Source organism: Waterburya agarophytonicola KI4 (assembly GCF_020640915.1).
Classification (GTDB): Bacteria; Cyanobacteriota; Cyanobacteriia; order Cyanobacteriales; family Xenococcaceae; genus Waterburya; species Waterburya agarophytonicola.
In genome coordinates, this window is record NZ_JADWDC010000005.1 from 117,562 (window position 1) to 144,121 (window position 26,560).

The following is a 26,560-nucleotide window of genomic DNA, read 5'->3' on the forward strand; positions in this document are numbered from 1 at the left end:
AATACTGCTAATAAAGATGTCAGAATTTCAGTATAAAAAATGGATCGGATCGAAAATTATCAAATTATTCGTGAATTAGGGCGCAATCGAGAAGGGGGAAGAATTAGCTATTTAGCAGAATCTATAGATAGCAAGCAAAAGGTAGTAATCAAACAATTTAGATTTGTGCAGGAAAATGCTAGTTGGCAGGGTTTTAAGACCTATCAAAGAGAAATTGAAATTCTCCAAGAAATAAATCATCCCCGCATTCCTCAATATTTCGATTCTTTTGAAACGGAGGACGGTTTTTGTATGGTGCAAGAATATAAAGATGCCCCTTCTTTAGCTACCAGAAGTAGTTTTACTCCCCAAGAAATTCAACAAATCACTGTTTCGATTTTAGAAATACTCGTAGACTTGCAACAGCGTCTTCCGCCAATTATTCATCGGGATATTAAACCAGAAAATATATTGGTAGATGAAGAAGATAATGCTTATTTAATCGATTTTGGTTTGGCTAGAATCCACAATCAAGATATGGCGATGAGTAGCGTCATTGCTGGTACTCCTGGGTTTATGCCACCCGAAGAATTATTTAATCGTCCTCTAACTAAAGCCTCTGATTTATATAGCGTTGGAGCAACGGCGATCGCTTTAATCACCAAAACTCCCCCATCTAAACTGAGTAATTTAATCGACGACAACTATCAATTTCAATTCGCTCATTTGCTATCGGGTATTAATCCTGATTTTATCGACTGGTTAAAGAAAATGGTTGCACCAAACCTAAAAGATCGTTTTGCTAATGCTAAAGATGCTTTGGCTGGATTAAAAGCGATCGATATTACAGGCATAAGTGCTTTTAAAATACCAGATAAGCAAGTTAACCATAATAATATTGCGATCGCCTTAACCTCAATTACAGCAGCGATTTTGACGATAATTAGTATCGCGATCGCTTTAAAACCCCCAAGCAAAACTACTGTGACTAAACAAGTTACAGTTACAAAAACTCCTACCAAACCAGTTAAAAGTAATCTAACCCCAGAACAACAGTGGTTTAAAAGTATCAAATCTCGTTGCAATGCGGTAGAAGTTGTTACAGCAATGCGTAATACCAGTTACCCCAAAACTCAGACGGGAGTGGGTTATGCAGCTAGCTGTTATGCCCTAGCAGGAAGAATAGATTTAGCCGATAAAATCATTCAAGAATTACCAACACGCCAACAAGTATACGCTGCCGAAGTAGTGTTTAATATCGGTCATCCTGTAGCCGATGCTGGCGACGATCGCTCTGCTGGGCCTATTATGGATTTAGTCTTGCGTTATTGGTCAGAAAACTACATGGCCTTATATCATGGGGGCATGTCTGCCTATGTTTTGGATGACTATCCCAAAGCCAAAAAACACTTAGAAGAATTTTTACGCATCTATCAACGTCAAGACTATTGGACGAACAAAGCTAAGAATGCCCTTAGTCGTATGGAACAAAATATTCCTGCCGATGAAAGTTTTTCGGTTCATCATTAGAAAAGCTATAGGCTGTAAGCTATAAGCTGTAAGTTGAAAATATTATCGATCATGGGTAAAAATAGTCTGGGTTTAGATCCTAAGTTATATGAATACTTGTTATCAGTTTCGTTAAGAGAAGCCGAAATATTGACCAAATTACGACAAGAAACAGATCGCCATCCTGCCAGTATCATGCAAATATCTCCCGATCAGGGACAGTTTATGGCATTGCTGGTTAAATTATTAGGAGCAAAGAAAACCCTCGATATTGGCGTATTTACAGGCTATAGTTCTTTAGTGGTAGCCTTGGCATTACCCGAAGATGGAGTGGTTGTAGCTTGCGATCGCGATCCTGATGCGACAAACATCGCTCGTCGCTATTGGCAAGAAGCAGAAGTCGAGCATAAAATTGATTTTCGCCTCGCACCAGCTTTAGATACTCTAGATAGTTTAATTGCTGAAGGAGAATCTGGTAGCTTTGATTTCGCCTTTATTGATGCTGACAAAAGAAATTATGAAAACTATTACGAACGCTCTCTAACCCTGTTGCGTCAAGGGGGAATTATTGCGATCGATAATGTTTTATGGTTTGGTAGTGTCGCCGATCCCAATGATACTGACAAAAGAACGATCGCCATTCGGGAATTTAATCAGAAAGTGTATCAAGATGAAAGAGTTGATGTCAGTATGCTTGCTATTGCTGATGGTTTGACTTTAGCCATGAAAAAGTAATTAGTTATTTGTTATTTGTCATTTGTCATTTGTTATATTTACGGATGTTGTCAGAGGATTGAGTTGTGCCTTTATCTAGACGAAAATTTTTCTCGTTGGCTGGTGTTGGGGTTGGTGGAGTAATTTTGGCTGCACCTCTCAAGAATTTGTATACTAATTTGGTTGCAGGAAAACCGTCTTTTGCTGATCGCATTGGCGAACTTATCCCCGATCCTCAAGGTATTTTAGATCTGCCAGCAGGTTTTAAATATAAGGTTATTTCTCGGGTGGGAGAAAAGATGGATGATGGCTACATTGTGCCAAATCAACACGATGGAATGGCTGCATTTGGAGGAAAAAAGGGACAGACGATTTTAGTCAGAAATCATGAGATTCATCCTTTACAGGCTATAAATAATTTAGCGGAAAATATCCCTCAATACGATCGCTCTTGTTCTGGAGGAACGACTACTTTGATTGTAGATAGCGATCGCAATTTAATCAAACACCATCTTTCTTTAGCTGGAACAAATCGTAACTGTGCCGGAGGTACTACCCCTTGGGGTTCGTGGATTAGTTGCGAAGAAGAAGTTTCTACCCCCTATCCACCACCAGGATATACCAAAGAACAAGTCGATCCCGTATGGGGTAAGATTACCCAAAAACACGGTTATAACTTTGAAGTACCCGCATCATTAGCAGGATTAGCCGAACCAATTCCTTTAGTTGCTATGGGTAGATTTCGCCACGAGGCGATCGCCACAGACCCCAAAACGGGTTATATTTATCAAACTGAAGACCAATTAAATAGCTGTATTTATCGTTTTATTCCTAATAAAGCGGGAGATTTGCGCGGGGGGGGGAAATTAGAAGCTTTAGTCATCCAAGATGCTCCTAAAATAGATACGGGTGTTGATTTCCCTATTGGTAAGTCTTTCAAAGTTACTTGGGTGCAGTTAGAAGATGTCGATCCAGAACACGATACCCTCCGCTATGAAGCCCAAAGTAAAGGGGCAGCGATCTTTAGAAGAGGAGAAGGAATGTGTTACGCCAATGGAGAATTATATTGGACTGCTACTAATGGTGGCGCAGCCCAGGTAGGACAAATTTTTCGTTATAACTTGGAGCGAAATACTGTGGAGTTGTTCGTTGAATCTCCTGGTTATGATGTCCTCGACTATCCTGATAATTTAACTTTAGCTCCCTTTGGCGATTTAGTTGTCTGTGAAGATGGCAAAGACGAACAATTCTTGATTGGAGTGACTCCCAAAGGTAAATATTATCAACTGGCGCGTAATGCTTTGAATAATAGCGAGTTTGCAGGAATTTGCTTTTCTCCCGACGAAAAAACTATGTTTGTTAATATCTATAATCCAGGGATGACTTTAGCCGTATGGGGATATTGATTAAGTAAAAAGTAAGTAAAAAAGAAGATTATTTCACTACTTTATAACTCGATCCTACTTGGGGTAAGTTTTTTAATTCGACTCCTTTGGCTTCGATTAAATTTTGCCAATCTCCTTCTAATACTAGGTTGCTGGGTTGACTTTTATATTCTCTCAGCAGTCGGTCGATTGCATCATACCAAATTCCATAATTACCATAGGTTTGATGCTCTGTTTGGGATTTTTGTTGCAGTTCTAAATATAATCCCGAAGTTAGAGGTACTCGATTGACCCATCCTTGAACGTATTGGCTAGAGGCAGTCTGAGTGTCGCAATACACTTTAATATACCAACGATACCATTGACCGACTTCTAGAGGTGTCGCGGTTTCTGGAATGGAAAAGCTCTTATATCCTATATCCCGATCTAGTGCAAAAGGCGATCGCCAAATATCTTCTCTAGCTTCATTTTGCAGAATAAATTCTACATGACTTACTTCCTCGGATGTGTAGGGAAGATATACCCAAAAACTAGGATGTGCTGAGACGGTTTTGCCAGAATGGGAAACGGGTATTAATGCTTTCATTGGTCGATCTATATTGCTACAATTACCACGGCTTTCTCCTGCGGTTTGTTGACCTGGTCGACCTGTATCGGAAAAATCTAGGGGTTCTCGCTCTTCTTCTTGTTCTTCTTTGGGTGGCTCATCTTGAGGATCTTTTTTGGATACAGTAGAACTAGATGTTTCTTGGGATTTTATCGACTGCGCCAAAGTAGAATTAGTGAAAAACAGTAAAAAACCAATAATTAAAGCGATTGTACTTCCCATTTCTGTGCAATTTGCCTCCAATACAGCCGTTTTGCATACTGTATTTATAACTTTAGACTGAGGGTAATTTAGCTTACATATACTATACTATATTTTTTTTAAACTCCACTACCCAAAACAAATAAACTAATCAAAGTTCCACTATTCCAAAGACTGTGAAGTAAAATAGGAGCGAGAAGATTGCGCGATCGCGTATAAACTACACCCAATACTATCCCCAAAGTAGCTAATGGCAATACTTCAGATAAACTCAAATGAGCGATAGCAAAAATAAAAGCACTGATTAAAATTGCCGCAGTGGTGGATACATAGCGAGTCAGAGAAGGTAAAAGGAAACCGCGAAACATTATTTCTTCAAATATTGGCGCAGCAATAGAAGATGTCACAAAGAATATAATTAAGGCTACTGTATCTTGTGATTGCAAAGCTAAGAATAATAAGGGATTGCTACCTCCTTGTCCGTGCCATATTTGTTGATTGATTAGAGATACGATTAGAACGGCAGGTAGGGCTACTAAATATCCCCCGAAACCCCAGACGATCCAGTTATCCCATAGTTTGAATTTAAACCAGTCTTGGGGGAAAGGTAGAAAAGATTTAATTGATAAATAGAGGACGGAAATTCCTCCAATTGCCATCGCCAGATAAGTCCCCAGAACATATAAAGCTTTAATTCTCAGGGAAGAATTAACGGGGTTGATGTTAAATATACCTAATAAAAGAGGTAGGGCTATTTGAGCAATAAAGAAAAAACCGACAATTAAAACTTGCCAAGTTATTTCCCAATCCCAGGGGGTTGACCAATTACTATTACTATTAGTCGCGATAATTGATTGGTCTTTTTTGAGCAAACCTTGAAGGGTTAAAAAGATTAATAAAATAGTTCCGAAAATACCGCCAAAGACAGGAAAAGCACTAATAAAAGCTAGTTTAATTACAGAATTAGTTGCAGTTTGAATTTCTTGTTCTTGGAGTAAAGTCAGATCGTTGATCGCACTATTAACCCGTTCTAGTTGTGCTAAAGCTTGATAACGAAACCAGCTATCTAAATTCCTGTTAATTATAGATCTTGCTTCTGCAATTAATTCTTGGGCGCGCTCTTGCCACAACTGTTTGAGAATAGTTGCTGTTTGGGCATAAGAATTTTGTGGATTACCAATGCGATCGATTTCACTATTCCAAATTCCGATAGCTTCTTGGGATTGACCCTGAACCGCAGCTAAAATACCTCTTTTTAAATCTAATTCATCGATAAATTGTTCTAATTCGGCAATTTGTTGGACTAGCTGTGTTCTTTGGCCAGGGTTTTCCCTACTTTTTTCTAAAACCTCACTATCGTTTCCTTGAGGACTATCTAATTTCTCTAACTGGGAAACAAAATTATCGCGGTTAGATTTAATTTCGGTACGAACTTTTTGATATTGTTTGCTAGCAGCAGAGTAAGGATCTTCTCCAACTAAAGAACTTACTGCACTGTTGAGGTCGAATTCATCTTGGGGGTTGGACTTAAATTCGGCTACGTGGAGAACTAAATTAGTTTGATATAGTTCCAAACGACTCTGAATTTGAGGTTGAGAAAAACTATTGTTGAGGGAGAAGCCAATTCTGGCGATCGCAAATATAGTAAGTACAGCTAGAATAGCCCGTTTGAGAGTCATTAGGATGAAATTTTATAATTATTTGTTTTTATAACCACTAAGCATTATCCCTTTTCCCTGAAGAGTTATCAATCCACGTTCCATCTGATACTACGGGCTGATAAGTACCAAACAGACGATCCCACCAATCAATTGCCAAACCAAAATTACTATCCCATTGGTTATGTTGATGGTGGACATAGTGAATGGGCATATTCATCCAAAAGCATTTACCAGGAGTGTAATGTTGTATTTGATGAGCGTAAGAAGCAAAAGCTGCAAAAGAAAGCGTACCCGAAAAAACAATAATTCCAATAGAGATAGAAATAAAGAAAGCAGGTAACACTAATAAAGCCACCAAACTAAAATCTAAAAAATCTCCCCAAAATCCTTTAGTTGTATTGCTGCGATGATGACCGTAGTGAGCCGTAATTTTGCTACCAAACCAAGGAGATACGTGCATCAAACGGTGAACCCAATATTCAAGAAAGCTACCGAAGATAAAAGCAAATATGAAATAGGCTAGTGATTGCATTTTTAGTTAATCCTTAAATTAATTTGATTTGGATACTTGTGACTAATTCTTCAGTCATCAAAAAAACTAAATACAGCGATCTCGCTTTGTCACAATAACAAAAATCACCAATTCATATTTCTGTTGAATCGTCGCTAATTAGGCTAACACATTGTTTTTTAAATTCCTTCTATTGCGATCCCAACTTAAATAGAAACGATTAGCCTATTTGTAGATACAATAAGGTCGGTAAATATCAATTCAGTTTAGGGGATTAGAAGGTTGACTACTCGCGTAATTATCGTTCGGCATGGACAAAGTACCTACAATGCACAAAAGATAATTCAAGGTCGTTGTGATGAATCTGTTTTAACCGATCAAGGAATAGCCGACGCGCAACAAGTGGGTCAAGCCTTGAGCAGCCTTTCAATTGATGCCTTTTATTGTAGTCCCCTACAACGAGCCAAACAGACAGCCCAAACAATTCACGCTCTGTTAGATAATCCTCCCCCATTGCAGTCTACAGAGCAATTGATGGAAATTGATTTACCCCTGTGGCAAAAGCTCAAAAAAGATGAAGTAGCGAATAAATTTGCTGCTGCATATCGTCAGTGGAAAGAAAACCCCCAGTCATTTAAAATGACTTTGGCTGACGGTACAGAACATTACCCCGTCCCTGCTTTATATGAGCAAGCGCAAAATTTTTGGCAAGACACTATCGCCAAACATTCAGGTCAAACTATTTTAATCGTGGCTCACAATGGCATTAATCGCTGTTTGATTATGAGTGCCATTGCCATGAGTAGCGATCGCTATCACTCTATTCAACAGTCCAACTGCTGCATCAGTATTCTCAACTTTACTGGGGAATTTGGCGAACCTGTCCAGCTAGAATCTCTCAATCAAACTTCTCATCTGGGTATTCCCATCCCTCCTACTCGTCCATGCCATTCTGGTCCTCGTCTCATTATGGTACGCCACGGGGAAACCAACTGGAATAAGGAATCTCGTTTCCAAGGTATTAAAGATATTCCTCTCAATGAAAACGGGCGATCGCAAGGACGCAAAGCGGGTACTTTTCTTCAGGATATCCCCATTGATTTTGCAATCTCTAGTTCGATGCTACGTCCGAAAGAAACTGCTGAAATTATCTTGCAACACCACCCCGACGTTGCTTTATCCACTACCCCTGAATTGATCGAAATTTGTCACGGTTTGTGGGAAGGAATGCTGGAAGCAGAAATACAGGCTGATTATCCCGAATTACTCCAACAGTGGAAAGATAAGCCCGAAACCGTCCAAATGCCCGAAGGAGAAAATCTCCAACAGGTATGGGATCGAGGTGTTGCAGCCTGGAATAAGATAGCAGAAGACCACAGCAATAATGATAGTTCTTTAACGGGACTTGTGGTAGCTCACGATGCGATTAACAAAGTTATTCTTTGCTATCTATTAGGATTAAAACCAGATAATTTTTGGAATATCAAACAAGGCAATTGTGCGGTTAGCGTGATTGACTATCCCAATGGTGCATCGGACAAACCCGTGTTACAAGCAATTAATATTACTACCCATTTGGGCGGTGGAAGTATTATCGATAAAACCGCAGCAGGAGCTTTGTAAAATAATTAGTGTTGACTGATGAGGTAGAGCGTCGATGAATTCAATATTCAAAGTTACAGGTAAGTAAATTACAGAGAAATATGTTATTCTAGTTAGTGATTCGGACTCATGCGGTATTAACGCCCAAATCTTGTCAGGACCTGACGGTAGCAGCAATACGGGATGCTTAACACAGGCGTGATATCCGAATCATCTCTTTTCAATTTTAGAGCTTAATTCTCAAGATTTCTTACTGTATAAAGAATTAGGAGATGCTTTAGGACATACCACAAAATATCAAGAAGCTATTTTTCCCTATACTGAAGCTGCAAAAATCAAGCCGAAACACCCTTGAATATATAACAATCGTGGTAATGCTTACAACGATCTAGAACAATACGACACAGCGATCGCAGATTACACCAAAGCTAACGTTTACCAAACCTCAAGAAATAGTTTGCTGAAATTTATGGTGGGCTGGTTTAATTTTTGGATCTTTAATTCTTTGGAACACTCTGAGTAATTTAACTCTTAGTTAAGCATAATGGATACTGAAGAGCCATTTTTGTTTTAAGTTCCGCTCCTAAGGGAATCTTAATTTTAAGACTTTTCAAGTAGCTCTATCTTATCGAACAACTAGTAAGTTTATCTTGAAAATAGAGCTAGTTACTAATAGCCACAATTGTTATCTAAACAAAGCTGGCTTGCGATCGGTGTTATTGGGCTTGGGAACGGCAGAATTACTCGGATTTAGCTGTTGTCCCGTACCACCATCAGCAGGGTCGAGAAAAGGTCTAAGATTGATATTTCTGGGAGAAGTTTTACCTTTTTTCTTATTACCAGAACCACTCAACACTTGCCCTACTTCACCTAAGATATCTCCCCCCGATTGATTATCTCCAAAAGTATATACCCCTTGAGTTTGTTGACCATCATCAGCAACTAATAAATTATCAAAAATTAGATCGCGAGTTAATTGTGGGTCTTGTCCTGGGGGAACGGTCAAAATTAGCTTACAATCAGAAGGATCTAAATTGGTAGTAACGCAAATAGTATCATAACCATTTTCTGTTCCCGTAGCTAGCTCTAACAATCCCTCTCCACGGTATTCTTCAAAACGCTCGGTAATAGCATCACAACGTTTTTGAGGAGTCCAACCCCCTCCTAATTCACTGGGAATTGCCCAGGGGTAAGAACGCTCTGGTTGACTTTCAGGAGAATACATTACTGTATATTCTCCATTAACCAACTGACAACTAAATCTAGTGTCTCTATTTTGAGCGGTACTCGATGGAGGAGGAGGTACAGATCCAGGACGACTAGGGGAATTGATGATTACTTCTGGTGGTTGATTGCTTTGAGTAATGACTTGTCTTAGTTGCTGAATAGTATTAAGGTTCAAACTATCTAGCGGTAGAGCATTGACACTACCAGCATTGCCAGTAGTAGCTATTGCCAAGCCAGATAAACTGGCAAAAGAAGCTAAAGATTTTAAATAGTTGTTTAAAGATTTCATAGATAGAGATGACACTGTTATGAGTTCCTGAAGTTTTACAAAGATGAGTAATTGAAAATACCAGTAGCACAAAATTAGTAGTGAAGCTATGTAGTTAACCGAGGGAGTCTCCTTTAGGATAGGTCGATCTTTAAAATTGTTTCACGACTAGTTTGCACTTCAGTAGTTTTGACGAGAAACAGGTGCAAATGTTTCTGAGAAACCCCATGATTATTCTCGAAGCTATATAAAACAACAAAACTTTGTTGGCGATCGCTTTGCTATCAATACAGATAATCTAAATATCAATACCCCATCCATAAAAATATAAAGATTTCAAGTTGATCAGTAGTTTCCCCGATCTAAGATGTTTTTAACTGTATAATTTTAAATATACATTCGTATATATGTGTATAGTTTTTAAAATCAAATCACTTTAAATGAAAAGTCAGTATTTATTATCATTATCAGCTTCTACGGCAATTGCTATTGGCACGATCTTGATGGGTGGTGAATCTGCAACAGCATCTAAGCCAGTTTTTTACTGTCAATCAAATGAAGGTATGCCCAAGACTGTTGCTAAAAGTAATAATGGCGTAGATCGAGCAATATTTCACTGGAACTTAGATCGAGAAAGTACCTCTGCTAATTCCCAAGAATTATGTGATTCGGTCACCCAAAAACTGAATAATTATATGGCAGAAGGAAATGATTTATCTTCTTTGACTTTTAAAGCCTCAACTGTTTATGGCGAGGATCTAGATTCACCTGATTTTCCTGTTGTTTGCGTCGCAGGAGAAAGCGATCCGTGTAAACTACCTCTATTTACTCTCAATCCTTCTGACGATCCAAGAGTTACGGCTAACAATGCTTTAAATTCCATTCTCGATCCAGCCTTACAAGCTACTCCAGCAAAATCAAACGATCGAGGAGTTCAATCTACTAGTTACCAGGTTAATTTTTGGCAGTTACTCGGTTTTGATTAACTAAATTATTACGAATGAAGTAAGGAAGCTTAACAGTTAATACTAGTTTTCCTTACCTCATTTCTTATTTGCTATTTATGGTTATGGTTTAGTTAGTGAGAGTAATCACCATTACGAGCATTACTATCTTCGCGGGGTTGAATGACTCCATAACCACCATGATTGCGACTATAAATCACATTAATTTCTTTTGTATCGCTGTTTTGGAACATATAGAAATCATGATCTACTAATTGTAGTTGTGACAAAGCTTCTTCCGTAGTCATAGGTGGCATAGCAAAGTATTTACTTCGGACGACTTCGGTAGGTAATTCAGGAGGGCGATCGCTACTTAAGTTTTCTGTTTCAACAACGTTATTTTCAGCTATTTCATCTTGGCGTATATGAGTATGAGATTTTTTGGCTAAATGTTTTTCTTTATATCTGCGTAGTTGACGAGCAATTTTATCTGCAACCATGTCAATGCTGGCGTACAGATTATCACTACCTTCTTGAGCTCGAATCACCGTACCATTAGCAAATACTGTAACTTCAGCCTTATGTTTTTTTTCGATCCTAGAATTGCGAGCTACAGAAAGATGTACATCTACTTTACTAGTTATATTTTGAAAATGTTTGACCGCCTTTTCTAATTTCTGTTCGACGTAATCGTGAATTGATTCTGTTACTGCAATGTTATTTCCTTGGATCAAAAGCTTCATACTTGCTACTCCATACTATACAGTTAAAAGCTAAGAAAAATGAAGACAACGCGATCGCATTTCTTGTAGTAAGATACACAAATCCTCTGATTTATATAAGCAATTTTTGGTTGATTATTAGTCCTAAAAAAGTAATTTTTTCTAGTTCTACTAATATCTTGCTAATTCAATATTTTCTAGTATTATAAAACCATACTATACTCAATAGTAAAGAGTTTTAGATGATTCTATAGTTGCATCGAAACACCTGACACCTATATGAATAGGATGAATAAGTAATTAAACTAGCTGGATAAAATTGGCTTGCATATATCAAAAATCAACTTGAATTTAGACATTTCTACTTGAGACAGTTCGTAATTTGTTTTGTTTTTTACAATCTTCTTCAAGAACGTTAACGTTGTTTTCTCAATAGCTTTATATTTATATAGACTAACACTTTGTATCGTGGAAAACATCAAAATTTCCAATTGTTTTTATGTTCTGTTACATTGGTTAACATTTATTTAAAAAGACTAGCAATATGATAGAAAAAAAAAGAACTTGTATCCTAGAAAATTATAATTTGGTGAAATATAGAGCAGCACGATCGTATCAGCGATCGCTAGTAACGGAAAGAATAAACAATTCCGATCTCGATGATGTTTTAATTTTATTAGAACATCCACCTGTTTATACTTTGGGAACTGGTTCGACTTTGGATTATTTAAAGTTCGATCCGCAAAATAGTGAGTTTGAAATTCACCGTATTGAAAGAGGAGGAGAAGTTACCTATCATTGTCCCCATCAGTTAGTGGGTTATCCAATTATTAATCTCCGTTACTATCAACAAGACTTACATTGGTATCTCAGACAATTAGAAGAAGTAATCATTCAAACTTTGGCTAACTACAATTTAACTGCTTATCGCATACCTAATTTGACAGGAGTATGGTTAGAAGAAAAAAAAGTAGCTGCTATTGGTATTAAAGTAAAACGTTGGATTACGATGCACGGTTTTGCTTTAAATGTATGTCCCGATCTTGATGGTTTTAAACAGATAATTCCTTGCGGTATTGCTGATAAACCAGTAGGAAGTTTAGCCGAGTTTATTCCCGATATTACAGTCGAGGGAGTTCGCCAAGATGTAGCCCAAGCTTTTGAGCAAGTATTTCAAGTAAACTTAGTTGAGAAACGAGGAAGATCAATTGCAGATACCGCTTCCCGTGAGGAATAAGGAGTCATCAATGAAGCCAGAAATTATTACTAAAGGGCGATTAAAACCAATTAATAATTATGATTGGACTAATATTAAGTTAATTGCTTCGGATATGGATGGAACGTTAACTAAAGTAGAACAGTTTGACTCGGAGTTATTTGATACTTTAGATCGACTAGCTACTGCGGGGGTTAAGGTTTTAATTACAACAGGAAGATCGGCGGGATGGGTTCAAGCGATCGCAACTTATTTACCCATAGTAGGTGCGATCGCCGAAAACGGTGGTCTACTCTACTGGCAGGACGATCTAAAACCGAGATTCATGAGCGATCTAGATTTTCAAGAACATCGTCTGCAATTAAATCGAGTGTATCGAATACTCAAAAGCAAATTTCCCCAGTTAGAAGAATCTCCAGACAATGTTTTTCGTCTCACAGATTGGACTTTTGAAGTTGCAGGTTTGAGTCTAACTGAATTAGAACACATTGAGGCTATTTGTAACGGGGAAGGTTATGGTTTCACCTACAGTACGATCCAGTGTCATATCAAACCCATACATCAAGATAAAGGACTGGCGTTGGATCAAGTTATCTCACAGCATTTTCCCGACTTAAAACCAGAACAAATATTAACCATTGGAGATAGTCCCAATGACGAGTCTTTGTTTAACCCCGAAAAATTTTCCCTATCTATAGGAGTAGCTAATATTGTGCGCTATCGCGATCACTTGCAGTATCTACCTGCTTACATGACTAGTAAGTTTGAAGGAGAAGGGTTTAGAGAATTGGCTGAGTTGATTATCAATTCCTAGAAGAAGACTGGGAGACTTTATTACTTTATTACTCCCAATACATTACAATTCACCCCAAGCCAGATTAAATACCCAAACGCTGATAAATTTCATCTAGGTTTTTTAGATGATGGTTGGGATCGAAACAAGCATCAATTTCTGCTGCGGACAAAGTTTGAGTAACCGTCTCGTCTTCAGAAACAAGTTGGCGGAAATCTCCATCAGTTTTGTTCCAAGCAGTCATAGCGCATCCTTGCACTACCCTATATGCTTCTTCGCGGTTCATACCTTTTTCCACCAGGGTTAATAATACTCGCTGACTAAAGATGACTCCACCATAAACATTCATATTGCGCTTCATGTTTTCAGGATATACCAGCAAGTTTTTCACTAAGCCAGTGATTTCTTTCAACATAAAGTGAGTCAGAATACAGCTGTCGGGCAAAATCACTCGTTCGACAGAACTATGAGATATATCTCGTTCGTGCCATAATGCGACGTTTTCTAGGGCTGCTACGGCATTTCCCCGCACAATTCTCGCCATTCCTGTCAATCGTTCCGAACGAATAGGATTGCGCTTGTGAGGCATTGCAGAAGAACCCTTTTGTTTTTTAGAAAAGAATTCTTCAACTTCCAAAACATCAGTACGCTGTAAATTACGAATCTCCACCGCAAAACGTTCGATAGATGCGGTTAACAAAGCTAACTGCTGTACGTAGTCTGCATGGCGATCTCGAGAAATTACTTGAGTCGAAGCACAATCTGGTTCTAATCCGAGTTTTTGACAGGCGATCGCTTCTATTTGAGGATCTACATTAGCATAAGTACCAACCGCACCAGAGATTTTGCCTACGGCAATTTCCTTACGCAATCTTACAAGGCGATCGCGGTTACGCAACACTTCTGCTAACCAACCAGCCAACTTAAAGCCAAAGGTGATCGGTTCGGCGTGAATTCCGTGAGATCGACCTACCATAATGGTATTACGATGCTGTTGAGCCTGATAGCGAATTGCTTGAATTAATTCTTCCAAACGTTCGAGGATGAGGTTGAGACTAACAACCATTTGTAAAGCAAGACCAGTATCCAAGACATCAGAACTAGTTAACCCCAAGTGAATATATCTACCCGCATCACCCACGTATTCGTTGACGTTTGTGAGAAAAGCAATCACGTCATGACGAACTTCCGCTTCAATTTCTAACACTCTTTGAGGATCGAAGTTAGCTTTAGCTTTTATTTCATCAACGGCTTCTTGAGGAGTATATCCCAGTTCTGCTTGAGCTTCGCATACTGCTATCTCTACCTGTAGCCATGTTTTAAGTTTATAATTATCAGTCCAAATTTCGCCCATTTCGGGCAGGGTATAACGTTCAATCACAATCTGTGTAGCAGGATACAACTGTCAATTGTACAACCACAGTTGCATATTCTTACACTCATTTTCTGTTTACTTTTAAGCTGGCAACAGGACTTGAACCTGCGACCGGCTGATTACAAATCAGCTGCTCTACCAACTGAGCTACGCCAGCACTAGAAAATAATCATAACAGACTATTTTGCATTTGAGCAAGTTTTTTGGGGGGAAGTGTCCTGATTTTCCCCTCAAATACCTACGCCATACTGCTTTCCATCGCCCAACGTGCTAACTCAGTACGATTATTAAGACTGGTTTTGTTCAACATATTAGACACATGACTTTCAATAGTACGTTGACTGACATTTAGTTGTTTGGCAATTTCGCGATTAGCCATACCTTTAGCTACCAACTGAACAACTTTCAACTCAGTCGGAGTTAATTCCACATTATGGGGAACATGAATAGTGGGCGCGCCGTCTAAACCTTTAGGACGTCCTTGTTCCCAACGCTTAATTTGGTTTAGTGAAGATTCTACTTGAGCAACTAGTTCTTCTGGCTCAAAAGGCTTGCTCATATAGACATCTGCACCTTCGTTTAAGCCTCTGACTCGATCTTGACTTTGACCTTTAGCGGATAGAAACAATACAGGAATTCTGTTAGTTGTAGGTTCTTCGCGGATGTGTTTTACCAAGGAATAACCGTCCATTTCTGGCATCATTACATCACATATGATCATGTCAGGAATACCACCATCTAGTAGTTCTAGGGCTTCTCTACCATTTTCTGCCGTGTCTACATTGTATCCCCTAAATTCTAGATAATCTTTAACTAATAAAATTAAATTTGGATCGTCGTCTATAAGTAGTAGTTTTTTATTATCTTTAGTGGAAGTGTCTTTCATAGGTATTAATGTTTAAGTCTTTAGCGATAGGTAGGAATTTAGTTTAGTTAGGTATCCCTATTTATATTTAAGTGTTATAGGGATCGTTGGTTGATAATTTTAAGAATATGTTAATTCCATTATTCGATCTGGAGTTCGTCAAGATCGGACACAACTGTAGAATTACATAATATATAATTTAACCTCTATATTATTTTTCGACACCCTTTTTCTGTTGAACAGCTATGATAATTACTTTGTTTTATAGTTTAAATATTCTGAATTCAAAATATTATTAGTAATCAGTCAACTAAACTACATTCAATACTTAAGTAAATGACTTAAGTAAATATTCGATCGCTGAGAGTAAAAATACTCGACTTAAATTACTTTTAATAACTTTAATCCATAAAAAATTAGTTGTCTCATTCAAACATGGTTACTTTTATCGATCGCTTGAATCACTTAATACACTCTCGTCGTTCTACCAAACCCAGGCTTTTCAATGGTAATAAGATCGACGATCAGGTTATTTGGCAGATATTGGAGAATGCTAATTGGGCTCCCAATCATGGTTTGACTCAGCCTTGGCAATACAAAGTTTTTACTAGTTCTGGTTTAGAAAAACTGGCAGAATTTCAAGCCAATTTATATCAAAAATTGACAGATGAAGCAGAGTTTAAACCAGAAAAATACAACAGAATGAAGACAAATATACTCAAGTCTTCTCATGTAATTGTTATTTGTCTGGAACGACAAAGATCCGAGAAAATACCAGAAATAGAAGAAATAGAAGCTGTTGCTTGTAGCGTACAAAATATGGCTTTAACCGCAGCTGCTTACGAAATTTGTAGCTTCTGGGGTTCGGGTGGAGTTACTTACACGGATGAATTAAAAACCTTTCTCGGTTTGGGTGAAAAAGATAAATGCCTTGGATATCTATACTTGGGTTATAGCGATAATCCCACCACAAAAAGTCGTCGCGATCGCATTCAAGATAAAGTGGAATGGATTGACTGATAAGTGATAAATGTGTAGCATCAGTGAGTAATTAATAATTAATAATTAGTAATAATTAATTACTCAAAAAATCAAATCTTTTAAATCATTCCTTCCACAACAGGATGGAAGAAGAAAGCGATCGCCAGTACTGCATAAGTAGCAAGTAATAAACTTCCTTCCAACCAGTTAGATTCACCATCAGAACTAATTGAATTAGCAATTAATACTGCCACCATCACTGCCACCAATTCAAAAGGATTAAAGTTAAGATCCATTGGCTGACCGATCGCCCAACCTGCAATTACCAACACGGGGGCAACAAACAGAGCAATCTGCATACTCGAACCTACTGCTACAGATACAGATAGATCCATCTTATCTTTCATGGCAACAGTTACGGCAGTTGCATGTTCGGCAGCATTACCAATGATTGGCAATAAAATAACCCCCGTAAACAATGGACTCAAACCAAGATCGGAAGTCGCCACTTCTAAAGAATCTACTAATAGTTCCGATTCTACTGCCACTGCCAAAGTAACAGCCAGAAGAATAAAGATCCAAAAAGTTAGATTTACTTCACGTTTTTCTTCGCCCTCTTCAAATTCCGCTTCTCCCACATCACAGAGATAGGCGTGAGTTTTCATCGAAAACAACAAGGTGAGGATATATACCAAAATTAAAATTGCTGCTACGGCTACGGACAAATTTTGTAAGGTGCTTTCTTCGATACCTGTAGAAGTATATTCCACTGCGGTTGGTATTAATAGGGCAATTACCGCTAAATTCATCGAAGAAGCATTGAGGCGAGCAACGGTAGGTTGAAATTTTTGCTCTTTGAACTTTAAACCTCCCAACAGCATGGAAAAGCCCATCACCAACAAGAGGTTACTCACAATTGAACCCGTAATAGTCGCTTTGACTACTCCAACTAAACCAGCTCGCAAAGCGATAAAAGCTAGAATTAGTTCTGTAGCATTACCAAAAGTAGCATTGAGCAACCCGCCGATATTAGGTCCTGTTACCACGGCGATTTCTTCTGTAGCAGTACCCATATATGATGCCAGAGGAACAATACCCAAGGCAGCAGTGACAAATACGATCGTTTCTCCCCATGCCAAAAAATGTGCTGCAATGGAAACGGGAATAAACACTAACAAAACCAAGAAAAATGTATCTTTGTTTAACATATTAATTTTATTTTGATTGAAGCCAGTTCTTTAACTTTAATAACACTTCTCACTTCTGCCAATGATTGAAAGAGATATCTTAGAATAAGGGAAAAACCATGGCAAAACAAAAAGTAGAATCTCTAGGTATTGCTGTTGGCAGCTTAAGACAAGTACATCATATTGCTTTTAACGTGCAGAATATGGCAGCATCGCGACATTTTTATGGCAATATATTGGGTTTACACGAGCTTGAAGGGGATGAAGTGCCTTCAACTCTAATTAAGCTTAAAGCAGCGGGAAAAGTAACTAATTTCAGAACTCCCGACGGCATAATTATCGATTTGTTTGCCGAACCAGATTTATTTCCTCCAGATTCCAATCCCGAAAAGCAATTTACCCGCGCCAATCATCTTGCTTTTGATATAGATCCCAAATTATTTGACCATGCAGTAGAAATTATCAAACAGCTAAAAATTGCGATCGCTTCAGATGTGGTAACTCGTCCTACGGGTAGAGGTTTTTATTTTTACGATCCAGATGGTTTTATGATAGAAATACGCTGCGATCCTTTAGACGAATAAATAAACTAAATATTTTTAATCTCCTCTTATGACTACTAAAAAAACTTTAATTGGCTTGCAAGCTGACCGCTTTCGCCATCCCTTAGATTTAGAAGCAACCAACGCCCTCAAGCAATTACCAGGAATAGATATTGCGATCCGTAGTCTGTTGGGTTCGGTAGCAGAACAGTTTTTTTATCTGAACAATATTGCTTCAAGTGTTTTAGTCAGCGAAAAGCAACTACCCCATCTCTACAAACTATTAATTGAAGCAGCCCAAATCCTCGATTTAGAGCCACCCCAACTATACGTACAGCAAAACCCTACCCCCAATGCCTATACTTTTGCCATGCGGGGAGAAAGACCTTTTGTGGTGCTGCACACTTCTTTAATTGAAATGCTTACCCCCGAAGAAATTCAAGCAGTAATTGCCCACGAATTAGGTCATCTCAAATGCGAACACGGGGTATACCTGACTATGGCGAATGTTTTGGTATTAGCAGCAAATTTATTACCAGCTTGGGGAACGGTACTAGCTCAATCATTACAAGATAGAATGCTGCAATGGGTTCGTTGTGCTGAGTTTAGTTGCGATCGCGCTGCTCTTTTAGCCAGTCAAGACCCCAAAGTTGTAATGTCTGTTCTAATGAAGTTAGCGGGAGGATCTCCCACCCTTGCACCTCTATTAAACCTAGATGCTTTTATCGAGCAAGCCCAAGCATATGACTCTATAGGCAAAGATAGCCTGGGGGAGATGTTACAAGCAGCTCAAACTGCTCAATTATCCCATCCCGTACCCGTCATTAGAGCCAGAGAAATAGCTCGATGGGCAACTTCTGCTGAATATCAATCTATCATGGACAAGCAGCAGTCAAAAGAAGGCAAAAAACTTGGTTGGAGTAATTGGTAATTATTGCAGTTTTAACTATAAACTTTGGCGTAGTAGTTTTTATATTCTTGACTCAGCAATGGTTTCCACCAATCACTATTAGCGAGATACCATTGCACTGTACGACGCAAGCCTCCTTCTACAGTTTCTTGGGGAGTCCAGCCTAGTTCGTTTTTAATTTTACTGGCATTGATCGCATAACGGCGATCGTGTCCCGCACGGTCTTTGACGAAGGTAATTAATTCTTTGGATGGACTTACGGGTAGATTTGGTGCAAGTTCGTCCATGAGTTGGCATAATTGCTCTACGAGGTCGATATTCTTAACTTCGTTATTACCGCCGACGTTATAAGTCTCTCCTGGTTGACCCTTATTAATTACTACATCCAATGCGCGACAGTGATCTTCTACATAAAGCCAGTCTCTAATATTTTGTCCGTCGCCATATACTGGTAGAGGTTTTCCTAGCAATATGTTGATACACATTAAAGGAATCAACTTTTCTGGGAAGTGATAAGGACCATAATTATTCGAGCAGTTGGTAATCATAGTTGGCATTCCATAGGTATGGAAGTATGCCCGCGCCAGGTGGTCGCTTCCTGCTTTAGATGCGGAATAAGGACTGTTAGGAGTGTAGGGCGTAGTTTCAGTAAAAGCTGGGTCGTCTACTTCTAAACTGCCATATACTTCGTCTGTGGAGACATGAAGAAAGCGATCGCTTTGGGGTTGCGATCGATTATTCCACCGTTGGCGAAAGGCTTCTAGTAGGGTAAAAGTCCCCACTACATTGGTTTGAATAAATGCTCCAGGCTCAATAATCGACCTGTCTACATGGGATTCGGCTGCGAAGTGAGCCACCGTATCGATATCTTCCGATTCTAATAGGTTATCGACTAAAGTGCGATCGCATATATCCCCTTGGACAAATTTGAGATTTTTATTGTTCTCCAAACTAGCTAAATTAGCTTTATTTCCTGCATAGGTAAGGGCATCTAATACCGTGAGGCGATCGCTTTTATAAGTATTGCACCAATGATGGACGAAGTTTGAGCCTATAAATCCCGCGCCTCCTGTAATTAAGATACTGCGGTCTTTTCTCTTATTATCTTGTGTCATAAAGTTTAATTTATTAATTTAAGTTAATTCAATCTTAGAATCGTCCCCAATCATAAAGCGTAGTGCTTTGGGACGTTGTGGTGCAGTTTTGAGACTGGCTCTTTCCCCGATGAGACTATCAACAATGCGATCGCTAATTCCTTCCAGAATCGCTCCTTGAAGCACTACACTGTGTTCGATATCGATATCAATTAAGGTAGTGTTATCAGCGATACTACTATAGGGACCGATAAAACAATTTTCAATTTTACAGTTTTTCCCAATCATTACTGGACCCCGAATCATGGAATTGTGAACTATAGATCCCGATCCGATATAAACTCGACCGCTTAATTTACTTTGATCGTCCACTTCCCCTTCAATAGCAGATTCTACGGAATCATCTAAAATGATTTGATTTGCTGCTAAAAGATCGTCTTTCTTCCCCGTATCGAGCCACCATCCTGATAATTTGAAGGATGCTACGCTTTTTTGTTTGTCGATCAAATGTTGAATGGCATCGGTGATTTCTAATTCACCCCGGGGAGATGGTTTGATTGAGGCGATCGCATGATGAATTTCTGGAGAAAATAAGTATACTCCCACTAATGCCAGGTTGGAAGGGGGATTTTTGGGTTTTTCGATTAATTCTAATACTTTCCCATTTTCGTCTACTCTGGCTACCCCAAAAGAGCTAGGATTTTCTACTTCACACAATAGGGTTAAGGCATCAAGATGTTGACTGTTAAATTTATCTAAAAATAGATCTAATTGACTTTGAACTAGATTATCTCCCAGATACATGACAAAATCCGAGTCTCCTAGAAATGGTTGTGCAACCTTAACTGCGTGGGCTAATCCTAACGGCTCATCTTGTCTAATATAAGTAATTTTTGCCCCAAAGCGATCGCCATCCCCTGTTTTGGTTTTTACTTCTTCTCCTGTTTCGGGACTAATGATAATCCCAATTTCGGTAATCCCTGCTGCTACTATAGATTCGATTCCATACCAAAGAATCGGCTTATTGGCTACGGGTACTAGTTGTTTTGCACCTGTATAGGTTAGAGGGCGCAATCTTGTACCTTTACCACCAGAGAGAATAATTGCTTTCATTGTTTTATCAGCTTCGTTGAGGTTGATTTTGTCTGGGTAGCTATTAGCTATTAACTATCAGCTTTAATTTGATAATTTGTGCAATTCAGTTAACATGGCTTTTAATGATTCTCGCCAATGGGGGGGATATACTTCCGTTGCTGCGGTGTATTTACCTTTTGCTAAGACGGAATAGTTTGGGCGTTGGGCTGGGGTAGGATAGTCTGCGGTAGTAATGGGAATGACTTGCTGTATTTTCAAAGGAAATCCAAGTTGCTTGGCTTCGGTGAAAGTCGCTACAGCTAAATCGTACCAACTGGCGACACCACTATTGCTAAAGTGATACGTGCCATTTATTGTGGGATCTTCTTTTGATTTATTTAATAGATTGGCGATCGCCTTGGCGATATCATAAGACCAGGTGGGGCTACCAATTTGATCCGCTACTACTTTTAACTCTTCTCGGTTTTCTCCCAGCCTCAGCATGGTTTTAACAAAGTTTCCGTGTCCTCTCGAACCGTATACCCAAGCGGTGCGGAGAATGATGTGACGATCGCAGTTTTCTCTAACTCCTGTTTCCCCCAATAGTTTAGAATTGCCATATACTCCTAAAGGATTTGTTCCGTCGCTTTCTAAATAAGGAGTATGGTTTTGTCCGTTGAAGACGTAATCTGTGGAAATATGAACCACCGTAGTACCAATATCCTGGGCGGCTATGGCGATCGCTTTGGGCGCATTTCCATTAATGGCGATCGCCAATTTTCGTTCTTCTTCGGCTTTGTCTACCGCCGTATATGCTGCGGCATTAACGATTATATCGGGCTTGATTTGGGCAATTTTTTGTTTAATGCGATCGGGCTGAGTTAGATCTAAATCTTGTCGGGTAACTTCTATCACTTGCCCTAATGATTTGAGGGTTTGCGATAATTCTTGACCGACTTGTCCTGTAATACCTGTGAGTAATATTTTGGTCACTCGAATACCTCAGCTTTGTCTAAAGGTAATCCCGCTTGATCTTTTGCCGATAAAACTGGCTCTCCCTCTATTTTCCAGTCTATATTTAACCCAGGATCGTTCCATAAAATCGATCTTTCGTATTCTGGCGCATAATAGTCGGTGGTTTTGTATAAAAAATCTGCCGTATCAGATAACACTACAAACCCGTGGGCAAAGCCAGGAGGTACCCAAAACTGTTTTTTGTTGGTTTCGCTTAAAAGGCATCCCGTCCATTGTCCAAAAGTAGGAGAGCTTTTGCGGATATCTACCGCTACGTCATATACTTCTCCTGAAACCACTCTAACTAGTTTGCCTTGGGCTTGTTTTATTTGATAGTGCAAGCCTCGCAGGACGTTTTTAGCTGATCGAGAATGGTTATCTTGAACGAAGGGACTCGTTACTCCTGTTTTTTCTCTAAAAGTTTTTTCGTTGAAGCTTTCCATAAAAAAGCCCCGTTCATCCCCAAATACTTTTGGTTCGATAATGAGAACATCGGGGATTGTTGTTTGAATAACATCCATGAGGCTTTTTCTCTAAAATTTATAATTGAGAACTTGTGTGTTATGCGAGCAGTCTATATAAAAATGTATTCTCGCGATTTCACGAAATCTTATACAATAACTACATGAAAGTAGAATACCACTGATTCTAACAATATTCAGCAATCTTATTTAATGTTTTGTATCCCTATAAATAAATCGGATTAGATTGTTAATTATTGGGTAATAAAATAATTGTTTTTTTTGGTCAAGTACTATACTTAAATAGTTTCCCAGTTATGATTTTGTAAGGTTCAATTTGACTATTATTTGTTATTTCTGAATTTCCTTCGTTTTCTAGGCAGTCAACTAGATTCTTTAGTTGTAGATTCAAATCGCTGATAATTTTTAGTTCGCTGCTTTCTCCCCAAGCTTCATAACAGCGCATAATTAATTCTTGGTTTTTAGAGAATTTTAATGCCATCAGAATTAAATTGTCTGAGGATAGTTTTAATAGTTGGCTTGTCGATGGTAATTTATGGTAGTTTAGATTATTTTCTCGATTTAATTCTAAAACTATCGTTTGCAAAGGTGTATTTAATTCAGATCCTTGTTGTACTGTCTTGGCTGTTTGCCAGTTAGATTTGTGGGGATAAAGGGCATAGGTAAAATGATGAAAACCTCGATCGCTTTTGGGATCTGGCCAAGTAGCAGCCCGCAATAAAGTAAGTCTTAATAAGTTGGGTTTGGCATCATAACCATATTTACAGTTGTTGAGCAAACTAACTCCATAGTTTTCCTTTTGATCGGTAATATCTGCCCAATTTAATGCGGATACTTCCCACTTAGCTTTTTCTGTTTCTGTCTGAGGTTGGGTTGTTCTTTCGATTGTTCCGCAAGGAATTTCGTAAGTAGCCCTATTGCTTTCTATAGTTAAAGAAAAAGCAGCTTTAACCATGACATGAGTTTCTTGCCAATCTACCTTGTTGACTATTTTTAAAATAGGCGAATTGTACTCTAATATATAGTCTTGAGTAAATGTAGATTTATTGAATTTTTTAACTACTTTAATACCTTTAGTTAAGCCAGCATCAATCCATTCAATCGATCGCAATTCTGCATTTGGTAATTGTTTTTGTTCGTATTCTGGATCGATATTCCAAGCATCCCAATATTGTCCCTTGTCTTCAAAGAATTGTAATTCATTTCCTTGTTTTGACAATATCTCTCGCTTATTTCTATTGTCGAAAATACTCTCTATATTTCCTGTTTTAGGATCGATAACTACTGTTAAATATATATTAACTAATTCATAATCTACCTGAGCATTAATTGTTACTCTTGGTTCTTTTACTATTTTTCCCCAGCATAGCCAATATAAACGATAGCCAATGCTAGGAATATTTTGAGCTAAAAAAGTTAATTTATGTTCTTTTTGTTTGCTATGAATACATAGACTATTTCCCAATTCATCCCTAATCCAAAAATCCAGATCGCTACTCTCTAATACTTCATCTTCAATAGTTACTTCTTGCGATCGCTCCCAATTAAGAGAATTAAACACAATTATCGGTTTAGCATCTGCTTGGGGTGGTGCTGGTAGTTCTATGCTGGATGCGATCGCTTTTAATGCAGCCTCTAATAAACCTTCCCCTATGGCGATCGCGCCTTCCCAGTCTTGGTTTGCTTCCGTGAAGACTTCAGGTATCGATGTCCCTGGCAGAATGTCGTGAAACTGGTTGAATAATACTTTTTTCCAGGCAGTTTCAATTAATGATTGACAAATGTCTTCTTTTCGTGAAAAAATATTTATACTGGGAAATAGTGGCTGGAAGACGAACCTGTCCCCACAAAGCAAAGTTGCGAGACTCGACCACAACTCCGCTTCATAAAGCAGTCTTTCACAGTAGCGATTATATTTTTTTTGCTCTCCCCGAACGGTATAGCAACCGCGATGAAGTTCTAAATATAATTCGTCTTGCCATACTTGGAGACTTGGAGACTGGGAGATCTTGGTTAGATAATCGATCGCTTTGGTAAATTTAATTTCAGGAAAGAACGGCGAGTTATTCCATTTATCTGCAACTTCCAACATATCTTTAGTTGGCCCTCCGCCATGATCTCCGACACCTGGTAGCCAGAAGATATCTTGTAAACCCGTCTGAGTTTCCCAATCAATGGCGTAATTAGTCATAGTAATGGGGTTAGTATCCATCACTCCCGTAACATTTGGAGGAGACATGAGGGTAAGTAATCTCGTCCCGTCGGGAGACTCCCACCAAAAACAACCATGGGGAAACTTAGTGCGATCGTTCCAGTGGAGTTTGCCCGTAACAAAATATTCAATACCGCACTGCTTTAAGATCTGGGGTAGTTGCCAAGTAAAACCAAAACTATCGGGTAGCCATGCAACCTTACTTATTTCGCCAAACTTCTCTTGATAGTATTGCTGTCCGTAGATTAATTGGCGAATTAAAGACTCTCCACTAACTAAATTAGTTTCGGGTTCGATCCACATCCCCCCCAGTAATTCCCATTTATTTAACCTGACTGCATTTTGAATCTCGATAAATAACTCGGGGTTATCTCGTTCGATCCATTCATATAATGCGGGAGAAGTATGACCAAAAGTTAAAGCGGGGAAATTTTGTTGTAAGCTAAGGACAGATTTAAAAGTGCGCTGGGCTACTTCCTTGGTTTCCTCAGTCGTCCACAGCCAAGCCATATCTAAATGAGCGTGTCCCAGTAAATTAAAGCAGCGTTGTTTAATATCTTTGCCTAAAGGTAACAGGCTCGATCGCAATTTTTGTAAATCGTAGAAAAACCTGTCAGCATTTTGGATATTAGACCAATTAAATTTATTTAACTCTTCTGTTAACACCTCCAGGTGTTCGGGTTGAAACTCCCCCAGGTATTTATATAAGATAGTTAGTTCGTCGGCTACCAAACCAGGATCGACATTTTCGGGTAAATATAACTCCTCGTAAAGTAAATGCGATCGCATTAATGCCCCTATGTCATGATTGGGACTAGTCAGGCAAATAGTAACAAGATATTCTTCTCCAGCCTTGGCATCATCTGTGATAACTACCCGTGCGGAAGAATCAAACAAGTCTCCCTCTTGTACTAATTTTCCATTAATAAATACTTGTGCTTCCTCCGCCCACCAAGTTAACACTAAGCGTAGAGTTAAACCCGATATTGGATAGTCTTGTAATCTTGTAGGAATAACAATCTTTTGCGCCAACCATTTAACCTGTCTTCCTTTGAGCAAAATCAAATAACCCTTGTCGTTAATCTCGGGAGTGGGATATTCATCTAAATTAACTTGATCTAAATTATGGCTGTGATTAACTATATTGCGTGAAGTAATATCGCGCCAATGATGTTGCACTTTTACTTGGACTTGCTGGCGTAATCTAGAAATGAATTGCTCGATGATGGAATGCGATCGATGATGCTGCATTTTTTAAAATTGGAAACTCTTATCAATCTTAATTACAACTGCGGGAAATAGTGACAAGTTCGTCTTGCAAATAGGAATTATTATCATTTGTAAGAAGACACTAATTCTTTATTTTAAATTCATATAAGTACTTAGGCAAAATTAATTACATATTCGTGACCAAAATTATCCAGCACTTTTTTTAGATATTCAATTAGACTATTCTGACTACTATAAGCAGGGTAATCGCATCAA

The 26,560-nt window shown here is 38.6% G+C and carries 24 protein-coding genes, 1 tRNA gene and 1 other RNA gene; 12 read left to right on the forward strand and 14 right to left on the reverse strand.

Going from position 1 to position 26,560, the window contains the following annotated elements; genetic code table 11:
- Positions 1–39: 39 nt before the first annotated feature.
- The 3 genes from I4641_RS03400 to I4641_RS03410 all read left to right on the forward strand — a co-directional run bounded on the left by I4641_RS03400 (position 40) and on the right by I4641_RS03410 (position 3,608).
- The gene (locus I4641_RS03400) at positions 40–1,509 is read left to right on the forward strand and encodes a serine/threonine protein kinase (protein WP_229639058.1); all 1,470 of its coding nucleotides are present in this window, start codon (positions 40–42) and stop codon (positions 1,507–1,509) included.
- Between the two features lie 51 nt (positions 1,510–1,560).
- Entirely contained in the window at positions 1,561–2,223 is a 663-nt protein-coding gene (locus tag I4641_RS03405) for a class I SAM-dependent methyltransferase (RefSeq protein ID WP_229639059.1), read from the forward strand.
- A gap of 65 nt (positions 2,224–2,288) precedes the next feature.
- A complete protein-coding gene (locus I4641_RS03410; RefSeq protein ID WP_229639060.1) occupies positions 2,289–3,608 on the forward strand; it encodes an alkaline phosphatase PhoX in 1,320 nt (439 codons plus the stop codon).
- Between the two features lie 28 nt (positions 3,609–3,636).
- Here I4641_RS03410 and I4641_RS03415 read toward each other — a convergent pair whose 3' ends face one another.
- The 3 genes from I4641_RS03415 to I4641_RS03425 all read right to left on the reverse strand — a co-directional run bounded on the left by I4641_RS03415 (position 3,637) and on the right by I4641_RS03425 (position 6,588).
- Entirely contained in the window at positions 3,637–4,416 is a 780-nt protein-coding gene (locus I4641_RS03415) for a DUF928 domain-containing protein (protein ID WP_229639061.1), read from the reverse strand.
- Between the two features lie 98 nt (positions 4,417–4,514).
- On the reverse strand, positions 4,515–6,074 hold the full coding sequence (locus I4641_RS03420) for a type II CAAX endopeptidase family protein (RefSeq protein ID WP_229639062.1): 1,560 nt from the start codon (positions 6,072–6,074) through the stop codon (positions 4,515–4,517).
- Between the two features lie 37 nt (positions 6,075–6,111).
- A complete protein-coding gene (locus tag I4641_RS03425; RefSeq protein ID WP_229639063.1) occupies positions 6,112–6,588 on the reverse strand; it encodes a sterol desaturase family protein in 477 nt (158 codons plus the stop codon).
- A gap of 261 nt (positions 6,589–6,849) precedes the next feature.
- Here I4641_RS03425 and I4641_RS03430 point away from each other — a divergent pair, with 261 nt between their 5' ends.
- The 3 genes from I4641_RS03430 to I4641_RS24095 all read left to right on the forward strand — a co-directional run bounded on the left by I4641_RS03430 (position 6,850) and on the right by I4641_RS24095 (position 8,692).
- Entirely contained in the window at positions 6,850–8,190 is a 1,341-nt protein-coding gene (locus tag I4641_RS03430; RefSeq protein WP_229639064.1) for a histidine phosphatase family protein, read from the forward strand.
- A 97-nt stretch (positions 8,191–8,287) separates the two neighbouring features.
- An RNA gene (ffs, locus tag I4641_RS03435) (signal recognition particle sRNA small type) lies at positions 8,288–8,384 on the forward strand.
- Positions 8,385–8,524: 140 nt separating this feature from the next.
- On the forward strand, positions 8,525–8,692 hold the full coding sequence (locus tag I4641_RS24095) for a tetratricopeptide repeat protein (protein ID WP_369426712.1): 168 nt from the start codon (positions 8,525–8,527) through the stop codon (positions 8,690–8,692).
- Between the two features lie 162 nt (positions 8,693–8,854).
- On the opposite strand, the gene I4641_RS03440 is transcribed toward I4641_RS24095, so the two are convergent.
- Positions 8,855–9,700 carry a COP23 domain-containing protein gene (locus I4641_RS03440; protein ID WP_229639065.1) on the reverse strand — a complete coding sequence of 282 codons (846 nt, stop codon included), beginning with the start codon at positions 9,698–9,700 and terminating at the stop codon, positions 8,855–8,857.
- 404 nt (positions 9,701–10,104) lie between these two features.
- On the opposite strand from I4641_RS03440, the gene I4641_RS03445 reads away from it, so the two are divergent.
- Positions 10,105–10,650, forward strand: coding sequence for a COP23 domain-containing protein (locus I4641_RS03445; protein ID WP_229639066.1), 546 nt, complete (start codon positions 10,105–10,107; stop codon positions 10,648–10,650).
- A gap of 92 nt (positions 10,651–10,742) precedes the next feature.
- Here the strand turns inward: I4641_RS03445 and hpf are convergent, their stop codons facing one another.
- Entirely contained in the window at positions 10,743–11,351 is a 609-nt protein-coding gene (gene hpf, locus I4641_RS03450; protein WP_229639067.1) for a ribosome hibernation-promoting factor, HPF/YfiA family, read from the reverse strand.
- Between the two features lie 523 nt (positions 11,352–11,874).
- Here hpf and lipB point away from each other — a divergent pair.
- Both lipB and I4641_RS03460 read left to right on the forward strand, forming a co-directional pair.
- Complete coding sequence (lipB, locus tag I4641_RS03455) at positions 11,875–12,567, forward strand: lipoyl(octanoyl) transferase LipB (RefSeq protein WP_263858111.1); 693 nt, start codon at positions 11,875–11,877, stop codon at positions 12,565–12,567.
- A gap of 10 nt (positions 12,568–12,577) precedes the next feature.
- Positions 12,578–13,360 carry an HAD-IIB family hydrolase gene (locus tag I4641_RS03460; protein WP_229639069.1) on the forward strand — a complete coding sequence of 261 codons (783 nt, stop codon included), beginning with the start codon at positions 12,578–12,580 and terminating at the stop codon, positions 13,358–13,360.
- A 64-nt stretch (positions 13,361–13,424) separates the two neighbouring features.
- Here the strand turns inward: I4641_RS03460 and purB are convergent, their stop codons facing one another.
- The 3 genes from purB to I4641_RS03475 all read right to left on the reverse strand — a co-directional run bounded on the left by purB (position 13,425) and on the right by I4641_RS03475 (position 15,600).
- Positions 13,425–14,720 (reverse strand): adenylosuccinate lyase, encoded by a 1,296-nt coding sequence (gene purB / locus I4641_RS03465; RefSeq protein ID WP_369426713.1) that lies wholly within the window; start codon positions 14,718–14,720, stop codon positions 13,425–13,427.
- 78 nt (positions 14,721–14,798) lie between these two features.
- A tRNA-Thr gene (locus tag I4641_RS03470) sits at positions 14,799–14,871 on the reverse strand.
- An 81-nt stretch (positions 14,872–14,952) separates the two neighbouring features.
- Entirely contained in the window at positions 14,953–15,600 is a 648-nt protein-coding gene (locus tag I4641_RS03475; protein ID WP_229639071.1) for a response regulator transcription factor, read from the reverse strand.
- 414 nt (positions 15,601–16,014) lie between these two features.
- Here I4641_RS03475 and I4641_RS03480 point away from each other — a divergent pair, with 414 nt between their 5' ends.
- The gene (locus I4641_RS03480) at positions 16,015–16,599 is read left to right on the forward strand and encodes a nitroreductase family protein (protein WP_229639072.1); all 585 of its coding nucleotides are present in this window, start codon (positions 16,015–16,017) and stop codon (positions 16,597–16,599) included.
- Positions 16,600–16,679: 80 nt separating this feature from the next.
- On the opposite strand, the gene cax is transcribed toward I4641_RS03480, so the two are convergent.
- Entirely contained in the window at positions 16,680–17,768 is a 1,089-nt protein-coding gene (gene cax / locus I4641_RS03485) for a calcium/proton exchanger (protein WP_229639073.1), read from the reverse strand.
- Between the two features lie 98 nt (positions 17,769–17,866).
- Between cax and I4641_RS03490 the strand changes: the two genes are divergently transcribed.
- Both I4641_RS03490 and I4641_RS03495 read left to right on the forward strand, forming a co-directional pair.
- Positions 17,867–18,331, forward strand: coding sequence for a VOC family protein (locus tag I4641_RS03490; protein WP_229639074.1), 465 nt, complete (start codon positions 17,867–17,869; stop codon positions 18,329–18,331).
- Positions 18,332–18,359: 28 nt separating this feature from the next.
- Complete coding sequence (locus tag I4641_RS03495) at positions 18,360–19,220, forward strand: M48 family metallopeptidase (protein ID WP_229639075.1); 861 nt, start codon at positions 18,360–18,362, stop codon at positions 19,218–19,220.
- An 11-nt stretch (positions 19,221–19,231) separates the two neighbouring features.
- Here I4641_RS03495 and rfbB read toward each other — a convergent pair whose 3' ends face one another.
- The 5 genes from rfbB to I4641_RS03520 all read right to left on the reverse strand — a co-directional run bounded on the left by rfbB (position 19,232) and on the right by I4641_RS03520 (position 26,326).
- Complete coding sequence (gene rfbB / locus I4641_RS03500) at positions 19,232–20,314, reverse strand: dTDP-glucose 4,6-dehydratase (RefSeq protein WP_229639076.1); 1,083 nt, start codon at positions 20,312–20,314, stop codon at positions 19,232–19,234.
- Positions 20,315–20,332: 18 nt separating this feature from the next.
- Positions 20,333–21,406 carry a glucose-1-phosphate thymidylyltransferase gene (locus I4641_RS03505; RefSeq protein ID WP_229639077.1) on the reverse strand — a complete coding sequence of 358 codons (1,074 nt, stop codon included), beginning with the start codon at positions 21,404–21,406 and terminating at the stop codon, positions 20,333–20,335.
- A 63-nt stretch (positions 21,407–21,469) separates the two neighbouring features.
- Positions 21,470–22,360 (reverse strand): dTDP-4-dehydrorhamnose reductase, encoded by an 891-nt coding sequence (gene rfbD, locus I4641_RS03510; RefSeq protein WP_229639078.1) that lies wholly within the window; start codon positions 22,358–22,360, stop codon positions 21,470–21,472.
- Complete coding sequence (gene rfbC, locus I4641_RS03515) at positions 22,357–22,902, reverse strand: dTDP-4-dehydrorhamnose 3,5-epimerase (protein WP_229639079.1); 546 nt, start codon at positions 22,900–22,902, stop codon at positions 22,357–22,359. The genes rfbD and rfbC overlap by 4 nt, the downstream gene beginning before the upstream one ends.
- A gap of 226 nt (positions 22,903–23,128) precedes the next feature.
- A complete protein-coding gene (locus I4641_RS03520) occupies positions 23,129–26,326 on the reverse strand; it encodes an alpha-mannosidase (protein WP_229639080.1) in 3,198 nt (1,065 codons plus the stop codon).
- Positions 26,327–26,560 lie beyond the last annotated feature (234 nt).

Coding starts and splice junctions, on each gene's coding strand:
- I4641_RS03415 (WP_229639061.1), bottom strand. CDS start 4,416: ATGGGAAGTACAATCGCTTTAATTATTGGTTTTTTACTGTTTTTCACT.
- rfbC (WP_229639079.1), bottom strand. CDS start 22,902: ATGGATGTTATTCAAACAACAATCCCCGATGTTCTCATTATCGAACCA.
- I4641_RS03445 (WP_229639066.1), top strand. CDS start 10,105: ATGAAAAGTCAGTATTTATTATCATTATCAGCTTCTACGGCAATTGCT.
- rfbB (WP_229639076.1), bottom strand. CDS start 20,314: ATGACACAAGATAATAAGAGAAAAGACCGCAGTATCTTAATTACAGGA.
- hpf (WP_229639067.1), bottom strand. CDS start 11,351: ATGAAGCTTTTGATCCAAGGAAATAACATTGCAGTAACAGAATCAATT.
- I4641_RS03520 (WP_229639080.1), bottom strand. CDS start 26,326: ATGCAGCATCATCGATCGCATTCCATCATCGAGCAATTCATTTCTAGA.
- I4641_RS03480 (WP_229639072.1), top strand. CDS start 16,015: ATGGTTACTTTTATCGATCGCTTGAATCACTTAATACACTCTCGTCGT.
- I4641_RS03490 (WP_229639074.1), top strand. CDS start 17,867: ATGGCAAAACAAAAAGTAGAATCTCTAGGTATTGCTGTTGGCAGCTTA.
- I4641_RS03495 (WP_229639075.1), top strand. CDS start 18,360: ATGACTACTAAAAAAACTTTAATTGGCTTGCAAGCTGACCGCTTTCGC.
- I4641_RS03420 (WP_229639062.1), bottom strand. CDS start 6,074: ATGACTCTCAAACGGGCTATTCTAGCTGTACTTACTATATTTGCGATC.
- I4641_RS03400 (WP_229639058.1), top strand. CDS start 40: ATGGATCGGATCGAAAATTATCAAATTATTCGTGAATTAGGGCGCAAT.
- cax (WP_229639073.1), bottom strand. CDS start 17,768: ATGTTAAACAAAGATACATTTTTCTTGGTTTTGTTAGTGTTTATTCCC.
- lipB (WP_263858111.1), top strand. CDS start 11,875: ATGATAGAAAAAAAAAGAACTTGTATCCTAGAAAATTATAATTTGGTG.
- I4641_RS03475 (WP_229639071.1), bottom strand. CDS start 15,600: ATGAAAGACACTTCCACTAAAGATAATAAAAAACTACTACTTATAGAC.
- I4641_RS03505 (WP_229639077.1), bottom strand. CDS start 21,406: ATGAAAGCAATTATTCTCTCTGGTGGTAAAGGTACAAGATTGCGCCCT.
- I4641_RS03405 (WP_229639059.1), top strand. CDS start 1,561: ATGGGTAAAAATAGTCTGGGTTTAGATCCTAAGTTATATGAATACTTG.
- I4641_RS03460 (WP_229639069.1), top strand. CDS start 12,578: ATGAAGCCAGAAATTATTACTAAAGGGCGATTAAAACCAATTAATAAT.
- I4641_RS03425 (WP_229639063.1), bottom strand. CDS start 6,588: ATGCAATCACTAGCCTATTTCATATTTGCTTTTATCTTCGGTAGCTTT.